Below are 13,372 nucleotides of genomic sequence, written 5' to 3' on the forward strand. Positions count from 1 at the left end.
GTTTTCCAAATGAATTCAGTCTCTGCCGTCAGTGCATGACCCCGGGAGCCGGAATCGATTTCGGGGTCATGCACCAAATCAAAGTGATAGAGCGTCCTTAACGCTAGCGGGAACAAACAAACCAAGGGTATCAGCCATGGCGCCAGCCTTTTCATCCCAGTCCGAAGACGTCGACGTTCTCGCCGGCGCCATCTACACATGGTGCGCCGAGCGCAACATCAAGCTTCGCAGCCAGCAAGGCCTTTCCATTGCCAGCATCGCGATCGACCTCTATCATGCCGGCCACCAGACGCAGGACGATCTGCTGATGGCGCTGTACGAATGCGAGATTCACTGAAGCGCGCGGCATCGAACCTCAATCAGGCGGTCTGCTTCCGGTCTTTGTCCTGATGCAGGTCATCCCCCCAATATTGCTGCACACCCGCAGGTGTCCGGAAATCATCCAGACCTTGAATAGGTCGTGCTTTCCGTGGGAACCGTGATTGCTGCGCTGGAATCAGGCGGTGGTTTCGGCCGCTTCGCCCGTCATGAGGGTGACGATGGTCTTGACCGCTTCCTTGCCTGCCGGTGAGTTCAGCTTGTCGTAGCTCAGCGCAAGCGCATAGGCGTCGGGGCTGAGTTCGACACGGCTGCCGAATGGCGACATGCCGGCACCCTCGAAGAGAGCGGAGATCTCGACGTCGAGAAAAACCGCGATCTGATGCAGCTTGCTGGCGGAAACGCGGTTCGCCCCCTTTTCGTATTTCTGGATTTGCTGGAAAGTCAGTCCGAGTGCTTCGCCAAGCTCGAGCTGAGAAACACGGCGAAGGGCGCGAAACTGTCTGACGTTGCGACCGACGATAATATCAACCGGATCTGGCACTTCATCACTCTCTTATACATAAACGGTCCGTTTACCATATCGCCTGCACCGGATAACTCAACCCTGCAGTTGCAAAATTCAACCAACTTTTTTTGGGCTTTACGTTACGTCAGTAGCCTAGGAGGATGGCGGCAAACCTTGAATATCCGGCGCTGGAAGACATTGGCAATGACTGTCTACGGGATCGGTTTGGCGATGTCAGGCCATCTCGGATGGTTGTATTTTTAACCGAATTTCGAAGCGCCGTGGCTGCCATTCCATCGGGAGGATGACGGACACAAGGACTTCGGTCACGGGATCATCTGGAATATATGTCCTGCGTGGCGCCAACCGCCGCGTCCTGACGTCTGGCAGCCGCGGCGGTACGCGATCCACGGTCAAAAAGCTGCCAGCCTTGCCATCAGCGCCACTTCGGCTTAGCTGTCACGCTTTACGATTCCGGACATTCGATGCCGCACAAGGTTTCTCTTTCCCGTCTGAAGCTGACAGACTTCCGCAACTATGTGGCGGCGGCCCTTGCACTTGATGGTCGGCATGCCGTGCTGACGGGAGACAACGGCGCCGGCAAGACCAATCTCATGGAGGCCGTCTCGCTGCTTTCGCCTGGCCGCGGTTTGCGCCGCGCGGCTTATGGCGACATTACCCGCGTCGGCGCGGCCGGCGGCTTTTCGATCTTCGCCGCGCTCGACGGCATGGAGGGCGACGTCGAGATCGGCACCGGCATCGAAACGGGCGAGGAGACCACCGCCCGCAGGCTGCGCATCAATGGCACGACGGCAAAGACTGTCGACGAACTGACCGACCATCTGCGCCTTCTCTGGCTGACACCGGCGATGGACGGCCTCTTTACCGGCGCCTCTTCCGACCGGCGCCGCTTTCTCGACCGGCTGGTGCTGTCGCTCGATCCCGCCCATGGCCGCCGCGCCAGCGATTTCGAGCGCGCCATGCGCAGCCGCAACAAACTGCTGGACGAAGGCCGCTTCGATCCTTCCTGGCTTGCCGGCATCGAGGAGCAGATGGCAAGCCTCGGCATCGCCATGGCGCTTGCCCGGCAGGAGATGCTCGGCCTGCTGACCCGGCTGATCGAGGAAACACGAGAAAGCTCGCCCTTCCCTTCGGCATCGCTGCAGCTCTCCGGCTTCATGGACGGCCAGTTCTCGCGCCCCTCGGTCGACCTCGAGGACGAATACGCGGCGATGCTGGCGGAGAGCCGCTACCGCGATGCCGGCGCGGGGCGCACGCTCGAGGGGCCGCACCGGGCCGATCTCATCGTGCATCACCGCGAAAAGGCGATGGAGGCGGAGCGTTGCTCCACCGGCGAGCAGAAAGCGCTGCTTGTCGGCCTGGTGCTTGCGCATGCGCGGCTCGTCGGCAATCTCACCGGCCATGCGCCGATCCTGCTGCTCGACGAGATCGCGGCCCATCTCGACGAGGGCCGCCGCGCCGCGTTATTCGACCTTATCGACGGGCTCGGCGGCCAGGCCTTCATGACCGGAACGGATCGCGCGATGTTTTCAGCGCTCGGCGACAGGGCGCAGTTTTTCACGGTGGCCGACGGAAGGGTGTTCGAATGACCGAGGCGGCTTTTCCCGGCGTCGGACGTCATGATAACATCGGCGCCATGGAACCGCTCAGCCCGGAAGAAATCGCGCGCTATCACCGCCACATCCTGCTGCCCGAGATCGGCGGCGCCGGCCAGCAGAAGCTGAAAGCCGCCCGCGTGCTGGTGATCGGCGCCGGTGGTCTCGGTGCGCCGGTTCTGCAATATCTGGCCGCAGCCGGCGTCGGCACGCTTGGGATCGTCGACGACGACCGGGTGTCGCTGTCGAACCTGCAGCGCCAGGTGATCCATGATTCCGGCACGATCGGCGAATTGAAGACCGAGAGCGCTGCTTTCGCCATCGCCAGGCTCAATCCGCATGTCCGACTGATCCGCTTCGAAGAACGCTTCTCCCAGGAGGCCGCCCGCCGTCAGCTCTCAGGCTTCGATCTGCTGATCGATGGCTCCGACAATTTCGACACCCGTTATGCCGCCGCCGATGCGGCTGATGAAGCGCGCATTCCGCTCGTCACCGGCGCCGTCGGGCGGTTCGACGGCTCGCTGACGGTTCTCAAGCCCTATGAAACGGCTGAGGACGGAACGCCCAACCCTAGATATCGTGACCTGTTTCCGGAAGCGCCGCCGGCCGGGTTGATTCCCGCATGCGCCGAGGCCGGCATCATCGGCGCGCTGACCGGCGTCATCGGCACGATGATGGCGATGGAGGCGATCAAGCTCGTCACCGGCACCGGCGAACCGCTGGTCGGACGGTTGCTGCTCTATGACGCGCTCTCGGCTCGGTTTGATACCATCCGCTACAAACGACGCCGTACAACACAGAGACAGGCGGGATGAGGATTGTTCCGCTTGATCAAACTTTCACGCGCTGGGATGAACTGCTGGCGCTGATCCTTTCCGCCTTCGCCTCCATGAATGGCAGGATCGACCCGCCATCTTCGGCGCTCAAGCTGACGACGGCATCACTGGCCGAAAAGGCCGGAACCGAGATCGGCCATGTCGCCATCGACGGCGAAAAACTGATCGGCTGCCTCTTCCTGCGGCCGGAGGCCGATTGTCTCTATGTCGGCAAGCTCGCCGTTCTGCCTGAGGTGCAGGGCAAGGGCCTCGGCAAACGGCTGCTGACAATTGCCGAGGAGACCGCTGCGGCGCTCGGTCTTCCCGCCTTGCGGCTGGAAACGCGGATCGAACTCACCGACAACCACGCCGTCTTTGCCGCCTGGGGATTTTCCAGAACCGCCGAAAAAGCCCATCCCGGCTTTGCCAGGACGACGTTCATCGAGATGCGCAAGGTCCTTGCGTCTTGATGCGCCTCGCGTGATTCGATCCTGAGATGCGCTTAGAGCGGTTCAGCTTTTAACGGAAGCGCAGGACCGCTCTAGCCTTTTGTTTTTACGCAATTCCGGACGGAAAACCGCTTCGCACTTTTCCTGGAATTGCTCTAGCGGCCGGGCAGTACCCGATTCGGCGGCCTGTGACCGTCGATGAAGGTGCGGATATTGATGATGACCTTGTCGCCCATGTCGATGCGGCCTTCGATCGTCGCCGAACTCATATGCGGCAGCAGCACGACCTTGCCCTCATTGGCGAGCTTGATGAGCCTCGGGTTGACGGCAGGCTCGTTCTCGAAGACGTCGAGGCCGGCGCCGGCAATCCGGCCCTCCCTCAGGCATTTGATCAGCGCAGCTTCATCGACCACGTCGCCGCGCGCGGTGTTGACGAGATAGGCCGTCGGCTGCAGCAGCGCCAGACGGCGGGCCGAGATCAGGTGGAAGGTCGCCGGCGTCGACGGGCAATTGACCGAAACGATGTCGACGCGGGCGAGCATCTGGTCGAGACTTTCCCAATAGGTCGCCTCCAACTCGTCCTCGACGGCCGGATTGACGCGCTTGCGGTTGTGATAGTGGATCGACAGGCCGAAAGCCTTGGCGCGGCGGGCCACCGCCGTGCCGATGCGGCCCATGCCGACGATGCCGATCCGCTTGCCGTGAATGCGCCGGCCGAGCATCCAGGTCGGAGACCAGCCTGCCCATTCGCCCGGCTTATCGGTCAGCACGCGCGCACCTTCGCCGAGCCTTCTCGGAACAGCGAGAATCAGCGCCATGGTCATATCGGCGGTGTCCTCGGTCAGGACGTTCGGCGTGTTGGTGACGGTGATGCCCTTGCGCGCCGCCGCCTCGACGTCGATGTGATCGGTGCCGTTGGAGAAGCTCGCAATCAGCTTCATCTGCGGTCCCGCCTGTTCGATCAGCGCCGCGTCGATGCGATCGGTGACGGTCGGCACCAGCACATCGGCGGTCTTGACCGCAGCGATCAGCTCGGGAACCGAGCGCGGCGCGTCGTCGATGTTCAGCTCGGCGTCGAAGAGTTCGCGCATGCGGGTTTCGACGGCATCCGGCAGCTTGCGGGTGATGTAGACCTTCGGTTTTTTCTTCGCTGTCATGGCTGCCTGTGGTGCCTTGTTCAGAGGTCTTTAACCAAGAGGGGTGATAATTTTCCCATTCCGGGCATTTTCTACCAGACCCGCACGCGAAGACAAACAAAACTCGTGGTGCAGCCGGGGAATGTCAGAGCCCGGAGCGCGAGCAGGCCGGGCCTGCCCGCGAATTCGAGCAAACGGAAACTTCCATGCGCAGCAAAGTCCTGAAGTCCTGCCTCGCCCTTGCCATCGCTCTGGCTGCATCCATGGGAAGCGTCGAGTTCGCCCATGCGCAGGCGGCCAAGGGGCCAAGCGGACTGCCATTGCCGCGTTTCGTCACGCTGAAATCCAAGCGCGTCAACCTGCGCATCGGTCCGGGAACGGATTACGCCGTGTCGTGGATGTACCTGAAATCCGGCCTGCCGGTAGAGATCATCCAGGAATACGACAATTGGCGCCGCATCCGCGATGCCGACGGCACCGAAGGCTGGGTCAACCAGTCGCTGCTGTCCGGTCAGCGCGCGGCGATCGCCGCCCCGTGGATGAAGACCAAGGGCAAGGGCATCTATGTCAATCTGCGCCGCGAGGCGCAGCCCTCCGCCTCGATCGTCGCCAAGCTCGAACCCGGCGTGATGCTGACGATCGGCGAATGCAATGGCGACTGGTGCCGCGCCGAATCTGACGGCGCCTCGGGCTGGGTGGCGCAGTCGGAGATCTGGGGCGCCTATCCCGGCGAAGCCTTCAAATAAGCCCTGCCCGTTTGGCGGCCTCGGAAAGCGAGGTCATCGGGCGCGGGCCGATCTGCTGGATGACGATGCCGGCAGCCAGGCAACCGAGCTTGCCGCAATCCTCGAGAGAGCGTCCCTGCGTGTAACCATAGAGGAAGCCGGAGGCGAAGAGATCGCCGGCACCGGTCGTATCGACCACTTCCCTGATCCTGATCGCATCGACGTAAAAACGCTCGCGGCCCTTCAGGATGACGGCGCCATTCTCGCTCATCGTCACGGCGGCAATCTTGCAATCGGCGGCGATCCTGTTCAGCGCCTCCTCGAAATCATCGGTCTCGTAGAGCGACAGCGCTTCCTGGCGATTGGCGAAGACGATATCGACCTTGCCGGAGCGCATCAGATCGAGGAATTCGCCGCGATAGCGGTCGACGCAGAAGCTGTCGGACAGCGTCATCGACATTTCGCGGCCGTTTTCATGGGCGATGCGGGCACAATCGAGGATCGCTTCCTTGGCGCGCGGCGGATCCCAGAGATAACCTTCGAAATAGGTAACCTTGGCGTCGGCCACGACGTCGGTCTCGACGTCTTCCGGGCCGAGCTCGACGCAAGCGCCGAGATAGGTGTTCATCGAACGCTCGCCGTCCTCGGTAACGAAGATCATCGAACGCGCCGTCGGCGGGAAGGTGCCCTTCGGCCGGGTCTGGTAGTGGACGCCCTGGGCGCGGATGTCGTGCGCGAAGATGTCACCGAGCTGATCTTGGGCGACATTGCCGAAATAGGCAGCCTTGCCGCCGAGGCTCGCCACGCCCGCCGCCGTGTTACCGGCGCTGCCGCCAGAAGCTTCGAGCGCCGGTCCCATGCGCGAATACAAGAGTTCGGCGCGTTCGGCATCGATGAGGTTCATCGCCGCCTTGGTGATCTGGTTGTCAATGAGGAACTGGTCGTCGCAACGGGCAATGATATCCACGATTGCGTTGCCGACTGTCAGAACATCGAATCTTGTCATGAAATGGGGGGTCCCAGAGTTTGTGATAGCCGGGGTTTGGTCTTAGCGAAATTTCCGCGGTTTGGAAGGATAAATGGTGGATGGCCTGTCTATTTCTTCGCAAAAGTGCCGCCTATTCGTCATGTCCCTGTCATTTTCAGTATCTAGAAATACTCGCAAGAAGACCGGCATGAGCAGCTTTCAGTTGCAGCCGGCCTTACGAGGGATGATCCCTTCGATCTTACCGGCGCGATGCTGACCACGGATGAACTGGCAGCTTCGTGATCCGGATATCCGGCAAGGCCGGAGCGGAAAAGCGGGCTGTGCCCGCTTTTTTTGCTTTCGGACGCCCAGGCTGCCGGATCGGGCGGCGATTGGCTTTTCAATCCAAGCCGTTTGCTGCTAGACGTCGAATACTCCCCCGCGCAGAGCAGCCTCCCCTATGTCAGCCATCATTTTCGACGTCCTTCCCGTCTTCATTCTGATTCTCATCGGCTGGGTGATCGTTCGCAGCGGATTGATGGCGTCGAATGTCGGCGAAGCGCTCAGCGAATTCGTCTTCAAGATCGCCGTGCCGCTTCTGCTCTTCCGCACCATCGCCGAGGCGGATTTTCATGGCGCCTCACCCTTCCGGCTCTGGATCGTCTATTTTTCCGGCGTTGCCATCACCTGGACGGCCGGCCATATCGCCGCCACACGCCTCTTTAACCGCGACGAACGGATCGGCGTGCTGGCCGGCGTTTCCTCGGCCTTCGCCAACAATATCTTCATCGGCTTGCCGCTCGTCGAGCGGACCGTCGGCGACGAAGGGCTGGTGGCGCTGTCGATCCTGCTTGCCGTGCATCTGCCCGTGATGATGGTGGCCGGCACGGTGCTGATGGAGCATGCCGAGCGCAAGATCGCCGGCAAAAGCGATCGCAGCATGGTGCTCGTGCTTCGCCAGATCGCAGTCAATCTCGTGCGCAACCCGCTGGTGATCGGCCTTGCGGCCGGCATGGCCATGCACCTTTCCGGTCTCACCATGCCGACAACGCTGGCAACGGTCGTCGGGCAGATCGCCGGCATTGCCGGCCCGGCGGCGCTGATATCGCTCGGCATGGCGCTGGAGAGATACGGCGTCTCCGGCAATCTCGGTATCGCCAGCGTCACCTCGAGCCTGAAGCTGCTGCTGCTGCCCGGCTGCGTCTGGGCGGCGAGCCATCTCCTCGGCCTCAGCCCCGAATGGACGGCAGCGATCGTACTGACCTCCTCCGTCCCAACAGGCGTCAACGCGTGGCTGATCGCCAATCGCTTCGGCGTCGGTCACAGCCTCGCCGCCTCGACGATCACCGTGACGACGGCGCTCGGCGCCATCACGGTCTCGCTCTGGGCCTATTTCCTCGGCGCCTGAGCTGATATCCGCACAAAGAAAAGCCCGGCTTGCGGGCCGGGCTTCGATGTCACGCGATTGTCTGCCGCGTCACTGCGTCGCAGCGTTCGGATCCGGCAGCGGCACCGGCGAATCGGCGAGCGTGTGGAGGTAGAGGATGACGTTGGCGCGCTCCTGATCCTTCGCCAGACCAGCGAAGCCCATGGCGGTGCCCGGAACGTCCTTTTTCGGCGCCAGCAGGAACTTGTTGAGATATTCGAAGGTCCACTTCTCGCTGCCACCCTTGGAGAAATCCTTCATGGGAGCGGAATAGGCGAAGCCTGCATGCGAGGCGACCGGGCGATCTACGACACCAAAGAGGTTGGGACCGACTTTGTTCGGCCCCCCTTTGGTGGCGTCATGACAGGCCTGACACTTCTTGAAGACCGTCTCGCCGGCCTTGGCATCTGCAGAAGCGAGCAATTGCGCAATCGGAACGGCAACGGCAGGCGCAGCCTCGCCGCCAGCGGCGGGCGCCTCTTCGGCAACGATCGCGAAACCTTCCTTTTCCGGTGCTTCGGAATGGAAGATTCCTTCGGACGCGATGGAGACCGACATCAGAACGAAAATCGTTCCGAGCAGCGCCCCCACGGCCGTATTGACGTATGAATTCATCTGCAATGCTCCCCTTGCAGCCGGCAGATCATAAACCGGACCATCTTGAAATCGCGCGGAACCTATGTCTTTTGGCTGTTCGTTGCAACTGTCTAAATGGTCTTGCGCATGAGACTTTTTGACACTTTTCAGCCCGGAATAGAAGGCCCGAACAATGAGTGATTCAAATTTAGGCGGCGTGCTCGTATTGATCCCGGCGCGCATGGCCTCCACCCGGCTTCCGGGCAAGCCGCTGGCCGATATTTGCGGTCTGCCGATGATCGTCCAGGTGGCGCTACGCGCCAGGGAGGCAGCCATCGGCCGCGTCGTCGTCGCCGTCGACGACACCCGAGTGTTCGATGCCGTGGCTGCGGCCGGCTTCGAAGTCGTCATGACCCGCGTGGACCACCAATCGGGTTCCGATCGAATCTTTGAGGCGCTGACGAAAGTCGATCCGGAGGGCAAGGCGAAAATCATCGTCAACATCCAGGGCGATCTGCCGACGATCGATCCCGAAACGGTGCGTGCAGCCTTGCGCCCGCTCGAGAACGAGGCGGTCGATATCGGCACGCTGACAACCGAAATCGACAATGAGGAGGACAAGACCGCGCCGCACATCGTCAAGATCGTCGGCTCACCGATTTCCGTCGCCCGGCTGCACGCGCTCTACTTCACGCGCGCAACCGCCCCTTACGGCCAGGGGCCGCTCTACCATCATATCGGCCTCTATGCCTATCGGCGCGCGGCGCTCGAACGGTTCGTCTCGCTCGGTCCCTCGACGCTCGAAAAACGCGAATCACTGGAGCAACTGCGGGCGCTCGAAGCCGGCATGCGCATCGACGCCGAGATCGTTGACACGGTTCCGCTCGGTGTCGATACTCCCGCCGACCTCGAAAAAGCGCGGCGCATCCTCTCCGCAAAGTCGAACTGACGGAACCATCATGAACATCAAGACCAACAGGATCGCCTTCCAGGGCGAATTCGGCGCCAATTCCGACATGGCCAGCCGCGACATGTTTCCGACCATGGAGCCGCTGCCCTGCCAGACCTTCGAGGATGCGTTCACGGCGGTCGACAACGGCGATGCCGATATCGGGATGATCCCGATCGAAAACACGATCGCCGGGCGCGTCGCCGATATCCACCATCTGCTGCCGGAGTCGCGGCTGCACATCATCGGCGAATATTTCATGCCGATCCGCTTCCAGCTGATGGTGCTGCCCGGTGTTACCAAGGACGAGATCCGCACGGTGCACAGCCATATCCACGCGCTCGGCCAGTGCCGCAAGATCGTTCGCGCCAATGGCTGGAAGCCGGTGATCGCCGGCGATACGGCGGGGGCGGCGAAACTCGTGCAGGAAACCGGCGACCGCTCGATGGCCGCCTTGGCGCCACGCCTTGCCGCCGATCTCTACGGGCTCGAGATCATCGCCGAAAATGTCGAGGATACGGAAAACAACGTCACCCGCTTCGTCGTCCTGTCCCGCGACGAGGAATGGGCGCAGCGGAATTCGGCGGAAGAAAAGGTCGTCACCACCTTCGTCTTCAACGTCCGCAACATTCCGGCCGCGCTCTACAAGGCGCTCGGCGGCTTTGCCACCAACAACATCAACATGACGAAGCTGGAAAGCTACCAGCTCGGCGGAAAATTCGTGGCGACGCAGTTTTACGCCGATATCGAAGGCCATCCGAACGATCCGAACGTGCGCCGGGCGTTGGAGGAACTGCGGTTCTTTTCCGAGAAAGTCCGCATCCTCGGCGTCTACAAGGGACATGCGATGCGAGGCCTGCTGTAAGGCAAGCCCCGCAAGTCGCCTGAATTATTTATCCGGCTCACAGACACGCAGCCGATGCCCATCGGGATCGAGCACGACGAAGGTCGGGCCGAAATCCAGTTCGGTCAATTCCTGGGCGATCGGTAGACCGCGCTGGCGCCAGTCTTCATAATGTCTGGCGACGGCATTTTCTCCTTCGACCATGAAGGCCACTTCGCCTCGATTGCCGATGGCGGAGGGCTGCGGCTCGACCTTGCTGCGCCGCCAGAGACCGAGCGTGAAACCGCCCTCAAGCGGAAAAGCGACGAAATTCGGCGCTTCCACAGCCGGTTCGCGGTTCAGCAGATTCCGGTAGAAGCTGGCGCTTTCACCCGGGTCCTTGACGTAGAGAATTATGAGATTGGGGCTGGTCATTTCGGTTCTCCCGTTGTTTAAGAATGGCGCCGCCAGAGATCTCGTCTGCTGACAAATTATGGCAGCAGACTACCGAGGGCGTTGCTATCGCAACGCCCCGTTCTCGTCGGGCAGAATGTTGATAGGGATGGGCGGCCTAAAGCGGTCGCGCATGTCGTTGTCGCAAAACCGCTGCACACTTTTGCGCGATATGCTTTAGAGCGGAAAACGCTCCTCGCAGCGCGGGTCGCGTCCGTCGATGAAGCCGAGGTCGCGCTTCAGGTAATCCGGTGTCGCTTCAAGGTCGAGGCCGGTGCGGTCTCCTCTGCGAAATCGGAAAATGTTCATGACCAGGTGCAGCAGGCCTGACGGTGCTGACTGGCGGACATCGGCAAAAGTCTCGGCCGAAATGACATCGGCAAAGGACTCGGCCGCAATACGGTCGTTGGTGAAATGAATGGCTGGAGGCGTTACCATGATCAGTACTCCTTCCTGGTGGATTAGCACTGATAATAACTCCATCTGCTGACAGTTTATGGCAGCAGCGTTCAGTTCTCCATCGGCACGTCCTGCGTCTCCCGCCATTCCTTGAGGAGCACCGTGCGGCGGCGTGGGTAGCGCGCCTCGTGCAAGGCCATGTCGATGATGCGGTCGGTGCGGAAGTGTCGAAAATCCTGGCGCAGTTCGCACCAGGCCATGAGGACGCGCACATGCTCGTAATAGCCGAGCCCGAAAGGCCAGACGCGGCGGCGCGAAATACGGCCCTGCTCGTCGCCATAATGCAGTTCGAGGATACGCTCCAGGCGGATCGCCCTGCGGATGGCCGAAACGTCAGCCTTGTCCTCGTCCCTGCGTTTGGGACCGACGAAAAGTGCTGCCGAATCGATCATCTCGCGCATATCGGCCGGCAGCACGGCGGCAATCTTGGCCAGGGCGTCGGCACCGGCACCGGCAAGGCGCGGCTCGGCGGCGCGGGCCACCCAGCGCGAGCCGAGCACCAATGCCTCCAGCTCTTCTTCGGAAAACATCATCGGCGGCAGCATGAAGCCGGGCTTCAGCACATAACCGATGCCGGCTTCGCCTTCGATCATCGCGCCCTGGGCCTGCAGGCTGGCAATATCGCGATAGAGCGTGCGCAGGCTGACGCCGGTCTCCTGGGCAAGCACTGTGCCGGTCACCGGCCGCCGGTAACGCCGGAGCGTCTGGAGCAGCGTCAGCAGCCGTTCCGAGCGGGCAACCGGCATGGCGCTACCGCTTCCACTCCACCCAGTCGCGCATCAGGCGGTGGGCGATCGCCCCTTTCGGCGGCGAGGCCCTGCCTGTCGCGCTCGGGCGTTCCAGCATCTCGATCGTTTCCTCGCGGGTGAACCAGCGGCAATCTTCCAGCTCGGTCTCATCGCGGCTGATTTCGGTGGATTTCGCCTCGGCGTAACAGCCGATCATCAGTGAATGCGGCATCGGCCAAGGCTGCGAGGCGTGATAGCGGATGCGGCCGGTGCGGATGCCCGATTCCTCCAGCGTTTCGCGGCGCACGGCGTTCTCGATGGTCTCGCCGGGTTCGAGGAAGCCGGCAAGACAGGAATACATGCCGGGCGCGAAATGCGGACTGCGGCCGAGCAGGCAGAGGTCGCGCTGCTCGTCGACCGTCAGCATGATGACGACGGGGTCGGTGCGCGGGAAGATCACGTGTTCGCAGGCAGCGCAGACACGTTTGTAGCCGCCGATGTGGATCTCCATCGCCGAGCCGCAGCGGCCACAAAAGCGATTGTCGCCATTCCAGCGGATGAGGCTCGCGGCCTGGGCGAATTCGCCGAGCAACACTTCGTCGATCAGCATTTCGCGAAACAGCGTGCGACCGTCGGCAGGCTTGTACTGGCTGGTGAGGTCGTCGACGTCTATGCCAACGGGAACGGCAAGGCGCGGCTCGCCGCTCTTGCGGTAACCGAGAAGCACGGTCTCGTCCCAATCCGGCTGCAATTCCTGCAGCTCGTAGCGGGCAAAGAGCGGGTCGAGCACCTGGCCGTCATGCTTCAGCACCAGCTTATCCCTGGTGAAGGCGAAGATATGGGTGCCTTCCTTGGCCAGCGCCTTTTCGACGGATTGTTCGTCGCGATGCTCGGAATCGCGGTTGAGGTCGTTGGCGGCAAAGGCCGTGAGATTGCTGGGTTCCGGATGCGGCACATCCGAATCGAAAAGCGAATGACTCATGATGAAAGGGCTTCCCGCAGCTTCGCTATAAATTCGTCTCTCTTTCCGTCTTCGTAGGGTTCAGCGCGCCCGAAGCCCCAGACGGGACCCGGCCAATTGGCATCGCCTTCGAAGCGGGCAATGACATGAACATGAAGCTGGCGGACGATATTGCCAAGAGCCCCGACATTGATTTTTGTCGCGCCGGTGATCTCCTTCAGCGCCTTGGCGACCAGCTCCGTCTCGAAGGCAAGCAGCACCTGGTCGAGCGGCGTCAGCTCGAAGATTTCGGTGATGTCAGCCCGGCGCGGCACGAGAATGAGCCAGGGCCAGCGGGCGTCCCTCGACAATCTCAGATCGCAGAGACCGGTGACCATGATGCTGACGCTGTCGTTTTCCAGCCGGGGATCGAGCGCGAAACCTTTCAAAGGGCATTCCTCCTGTCTTTTCCTACGACTAGCAG

Annotated in this window: 17 protein-coding genes; 8 read left to right on the forward strand and 9 right to left on the reverse strand. The window is 61.7% G+C overall.

The annotated features are described in order from the left end of the window. The first annotated feature begins 136 nt into the window (after positions 1-136). Positions 137-337: a hypothetical protein gene (locus tag G9X67_RS24955; RefSeq protein ID WP_138332102.1), complete on the forward strand. Its 201-nt coding sequence runs from the start codon at positions 137-139 to the stop codon at positions 335-337. Positions 338-496: 159 nt separating this feature from the next. Here the strand turns inward: G9X67_RS24955 and G9X67_RS24960 are convergent, their stop codons facing one another. After that, on the reverse strand, positions 497-862 hold the full coding sequence (locus G9X67_RS24960; RefSeq protein ID WP_017962753.1) for a helix-turn-helix transcriptional regulator: 366 nt from the start codon (positions 860-862) through the stop codon (positions 497-499). A 449-nt stretch (positions 863-1,311) separates the two neighbouring features. Here G9X67_RS24960 and recF point away from each other — a divergent pair, with 449 nt between their 5' ends. The 3 genes from recF to G9X67_RS24975 are packed head-to-tail and all read left to right on the forward strand — an operon-like array spanning position 1,312 to position 3,727. After that, the gene (gene recF, locus G9X67_RS24965; protein ID WP_171599927.1) at positions 1,312-2,436 is read left to right on the forward strand and encodes a DNA replication/repair protein RecF; all 1,125 of its coding nucleotides are present in this window, start codon (positions 1,312-1,314) and stop codon (positions 2,434-2,436) included. Then, positions 2,433-3,257 (forward strand): molybdopterin-synthase adenylyltransferase MoeB, encoded by an 825-nt coding sequence (locus G9X67_RS24970; RefSeq protein ID WP_138332100.1) that lies wholly within the window; start codon positions 2,433-2,435, stop codon positions 3,255-3,257. Before recF ends, G9X67_RS24970 begins: the two co-directional genes overlap by 4 nt. Further along, positions 3,254-3,727, forward strand: coding sequence for a GNAT family N-acetyltransferase (locus tag G9X67_RS24975; protein ID WP_138388508.1), 474 nt, complete (start codon positions 3,254-3,256; stop codon positions 3,725-3,727). Before G9X67_RS24970 ends, G9X67_RS24975 begins: the two co-directional genes overlap by 4 nt. 134 nt (positions 3,728-3,861) lie before the next feature. Here the strand turns inward: G9X67_RS24975 and G9X67_RS24980 are convergent, their stop codons facing one another. Next, a complete protein-coding gene (locus tag G9X67_RS24980; protein WP_011649963.1) occupies positions 3,862-4,863 on the reverse strand; it encodes a D-glycerate dehydrogenase in 1,002 nt (333 codons plus the stop codon). Between the two features lie 185 nt (positions 4,864-5,048). On the opposite strand from G9X67_RS24980, the gene G9X67_RS24985 reads away from it, so the two are divergent. Then, a complete protein-coding gene (locus tag G9X67_RS24985; RefSeq protein WP_011649962.1) occupies positions 5,049-5,588 on the forward strand; it encodes an SH3 domain-containing protein in 540 nt (179 codons plus the stop codon). Here the strand turns inward: G9X67_RS24985 and G9X67_RS24990 are convergent. Then, a complete protein-coding gene (locus G9X67_RS24990; RefSeq protein WP_020052350.1) occupies positions 5,581-6,573 on the reverse strand; it encodes an adenosine kinase in 993 nt (330 codons plus the stop codon). The genes G9X67_RS24985 and G9X67_RS24990 overlap by 8 nt on opposite strands. Positions 6,574-6,994: 421 nt before the next feature. Here G9X67_RS24990 and G9X67_RS24995 point away from each other — a divergent pair, with 421 nt between their 5' ends. Next, positions 6,995-7,942, forward strand: a complete 948-nt coding sequence (locus G9X67_RS24995; protein ID WP_138332096.1) for an AEC family transporter — start codon at positions 6,995-6,997, stop codon at positions 7,940-7,942. A gap of 69 nt (positions 7,943-8,011) precedes the next feature. Here the strand turns inward: G9X67_RS24995 and G9X67_RS25000 are convergent, their stop codons facing one another. After that, positions 8,012-8,575 (reverse strand): cytochrome c family protein, encoded by a 564-nt coding sequence (locus G9X67_RS25000; RefSeq protein ID WP_065281772.1) that lies wholly within the window; start codon positions 8,573-8,575, stop codon positions 8,012-8,014. A 154-nt stretch (positions 8,576-8,729) separates the two neighbouring features. On the opposite strand from G9X67_RS25000, the gene G9X67_RS25005 reads away from it, so the two are divergent. Both G9X67_RS25005 and G9X67_RS25010 read left to right on the forward strand, forming a co-directional pair. Next, positions 8,730-9,485: a 3-deoxy-manno-octulosonate cytidylyltransferase gene (locus tag G9X67_RS25005; RefSeq protein ID WP_138388510.1), complete on the forward strand. Its 756-nt coding sequence runs from the start codon at positions 8,730-8,732 to the stop codon at positions 9,483-9,485. A gap of 10 nt (positions 9,486-9,495) precedes the next feature. Further along, on the forward strand, positions 9,496-10,350 hold the full coding sequence (locus tag G9X67_RS25010; RefSeq protein ID WP_003544355.1) for a prephenate dehydratase: 855 nt from the start codon (positions 9,496-9,498) through the stop codon (positions 10,348-10,350). Positions 10,351-10,374: 24 nt separating this feature from the next. Here the strand turns inward: G9X67_RS25010 and G9X67_RS25015 are convergent, their stop codons facing one another. The 5 genes from G9X67_RS25015 to G9X67_RS25035 form a co-directional block, all read right to left on the reverse strand. Continuing rightward, complete coding sequence (locus G9X67_RS25015) at positions 10,375-10,743, reverse strand: VOC family protein (RefSeq protein WP_003555800.1); 369 nt, start codon at positions 10,741-10,743, stop codon at positions 10,375-10,377. 195 nt (positions 10,744-10,938) lie between these two features. Beyond that, on the reverse strand, positions 10,939-11,199 hold the full coding sequence (locus G9X67_RS25020; protein ID WP_171599928.1) for a hypothetical protein: 261 nt from the start codon (positions 11,197-11,199) through the stop codon (positions 10,939-10,941). A 71-nt stretch (positions 11,200-11,270) separates the two neighbouring features. Continuing rightward, positions 11,271-11,966 carry a YafY family protein gene (locus G9X67_RS25025; protein WP_138332093.1) on the reverse strand — a complete coding sequence of 232 codons (696 nt, stop codon included), beginning with the start codon at positions 11,964-11,966 and terminating at the stop codon, positions 11,271-11,273. A gap of 4 nt (positions 11,967-11,970) precedes the next feature. Beyond that, on the reverse strand, positions 11,971-12,930 hold the full coding sequence (gene nudC / locus G9X67_RS25030; protein WP_011649957.1) for an NAD(+) diphosphatase: 960 nt from the start codon (positions 12,928-12,930) through the stop codon (positions 11,971-11,973). Further along, a complete protein-coding gene (locus G9X67_RS25035; protein ID WP_012759659.1) occupies positions 12,927-13,337 on the reverse strand; it encodes an HIT family protein in 411 nt (136 codons plus the stop codon). The genes nudC and G9X67_RS25035 overlap by 4 nt, the downstream gene beginning before the upstream one ends. Positions 13,338-13,372 lie beyond the last annotated feature (35 nt).

The organism is Rhizobium sp. WYCCWR 11152, assembly GCF_013087615.1.
GTDB classification, from domain to species: domain Bacteria; phylum Pseudomonadota; class Alphaproteobacteria; order Rhizobiales; family Rhizobiaceae; genus Rhizobium; species Rhizobium indicum.

What these genes read in the sequence shown, in the direction of transcription:
- recF (WP_171599927.1), top strand. Translation starts at nt 1,312, where the DNA reads ATGCCGCACAAGGTTTCTCTTTCCCGTCTGAAGCTGACAGACTTCCGC.
- G9X67_RS24985 (WP_011649962.1), top strand. Translation starts at nt 5,049, where the DNA reads ATGCGCAGCAAAGTCCTGAAGTCCTGCCTCGCCCTTGCCATCGCTCTG.
- G9X67_RS24955 (WP_138332102.1), top strand. Translation starts at nt 137, where the DNA reads ATGGCGCCAGCCTTTTCATCCCAGTCCGAAGACGTCGACGTTCTCGCC.
- G9X67_RS24970 (WP_138332100.1), top strand. Translation starts at nt 2,433, where the DNA reads ATGACCGAGGCGGCTTTTCCCGGCGTCGGACGTCATGATAACATCGGC.
- G9X67_RS24995 (WP_138332096.1), top strand. Translation starts at nt 6,995, where the DNA reads ATGTCAGCCATCATTTTCGACGTCCTTCCCGTCTTCATTCTGATTCTC.
- G9X67_RS25010 (WP_003544355.1), top strand. Translation starts at nt 9,496, where the DNA reads ATGAACATCAAGACCAACAGGATCGCCTTCCAGGGCGAATTCGGCGCC.
- G9X67_RS25025 (WP_138332093.1), bottom strand. Translation starts at nt 11,966, where the DNA reads ATGCCGGTTGCCCGCTCGGAACGGCTGCTGACGCTGCTCCAGACGCTC.
- G9X67_RS24990 (WP_020052350.1), bottom strand. Translation starts at nt 6,573, where the DNA reads ATGACAAGATTCGATGTTCTGACAGTCGGCAACGCAATCGTGGATATC.
- nudC (WP_011649957.1), bottom strand. Translation starts at nt 12,930, where the DNA reads ATGAGTCATTCGCTTTTCGATTCGGATGTGCCGCATCCGGAACCCAGC.
- G9X67_RS25015 (WP_003555800.1), bottom strand. Translation starts at nt 10,743, where the DNA reads ATGACCAGCCCCAATCTCATAATTCTCTACGTCAAGGACCCGGGTGAA.
- G9X67_RS24980 (WP_011649963.1), bottom strand. Translation starts at nt 4,863, where the DNA reads ATGACAGCGAAGAAAAAACCGAAGGTCTACATCACCCGCAAGCTGCCG.
- G9X67_RS24975 (WP_138388508.1), top strand. Translation starts at nt 3,254, where the DNA reads ATGAGGATTGTTCCGCTTGATCAAACTTTCACGCGCTGGGATGAACTG.
- G9X67_RS25020 (WP_171599928.1), bottom strand. Translation starts at nt 11,199, where the DNA reads ATGGTAACGCCTCCAGCCATTCATTTCACCAACGACCGTATTGCGGCC.
- G9X67_RS25000 (WP_065281772.1), bottom strand. Translation starts at nt 8,575, where the DNA reads ATGAATTCATACGTCAATACGGCCGTGGGGGCGCTGCTCGGAACGATT.
- G9X67_RS25005 (WP_138388510.1), top strand. Translation starts at nt 8,730, where the DNA reads ATGAGTGATTCAAATTTAGGCGGCGTGCTCGTATTGATCCCGGCGCGC.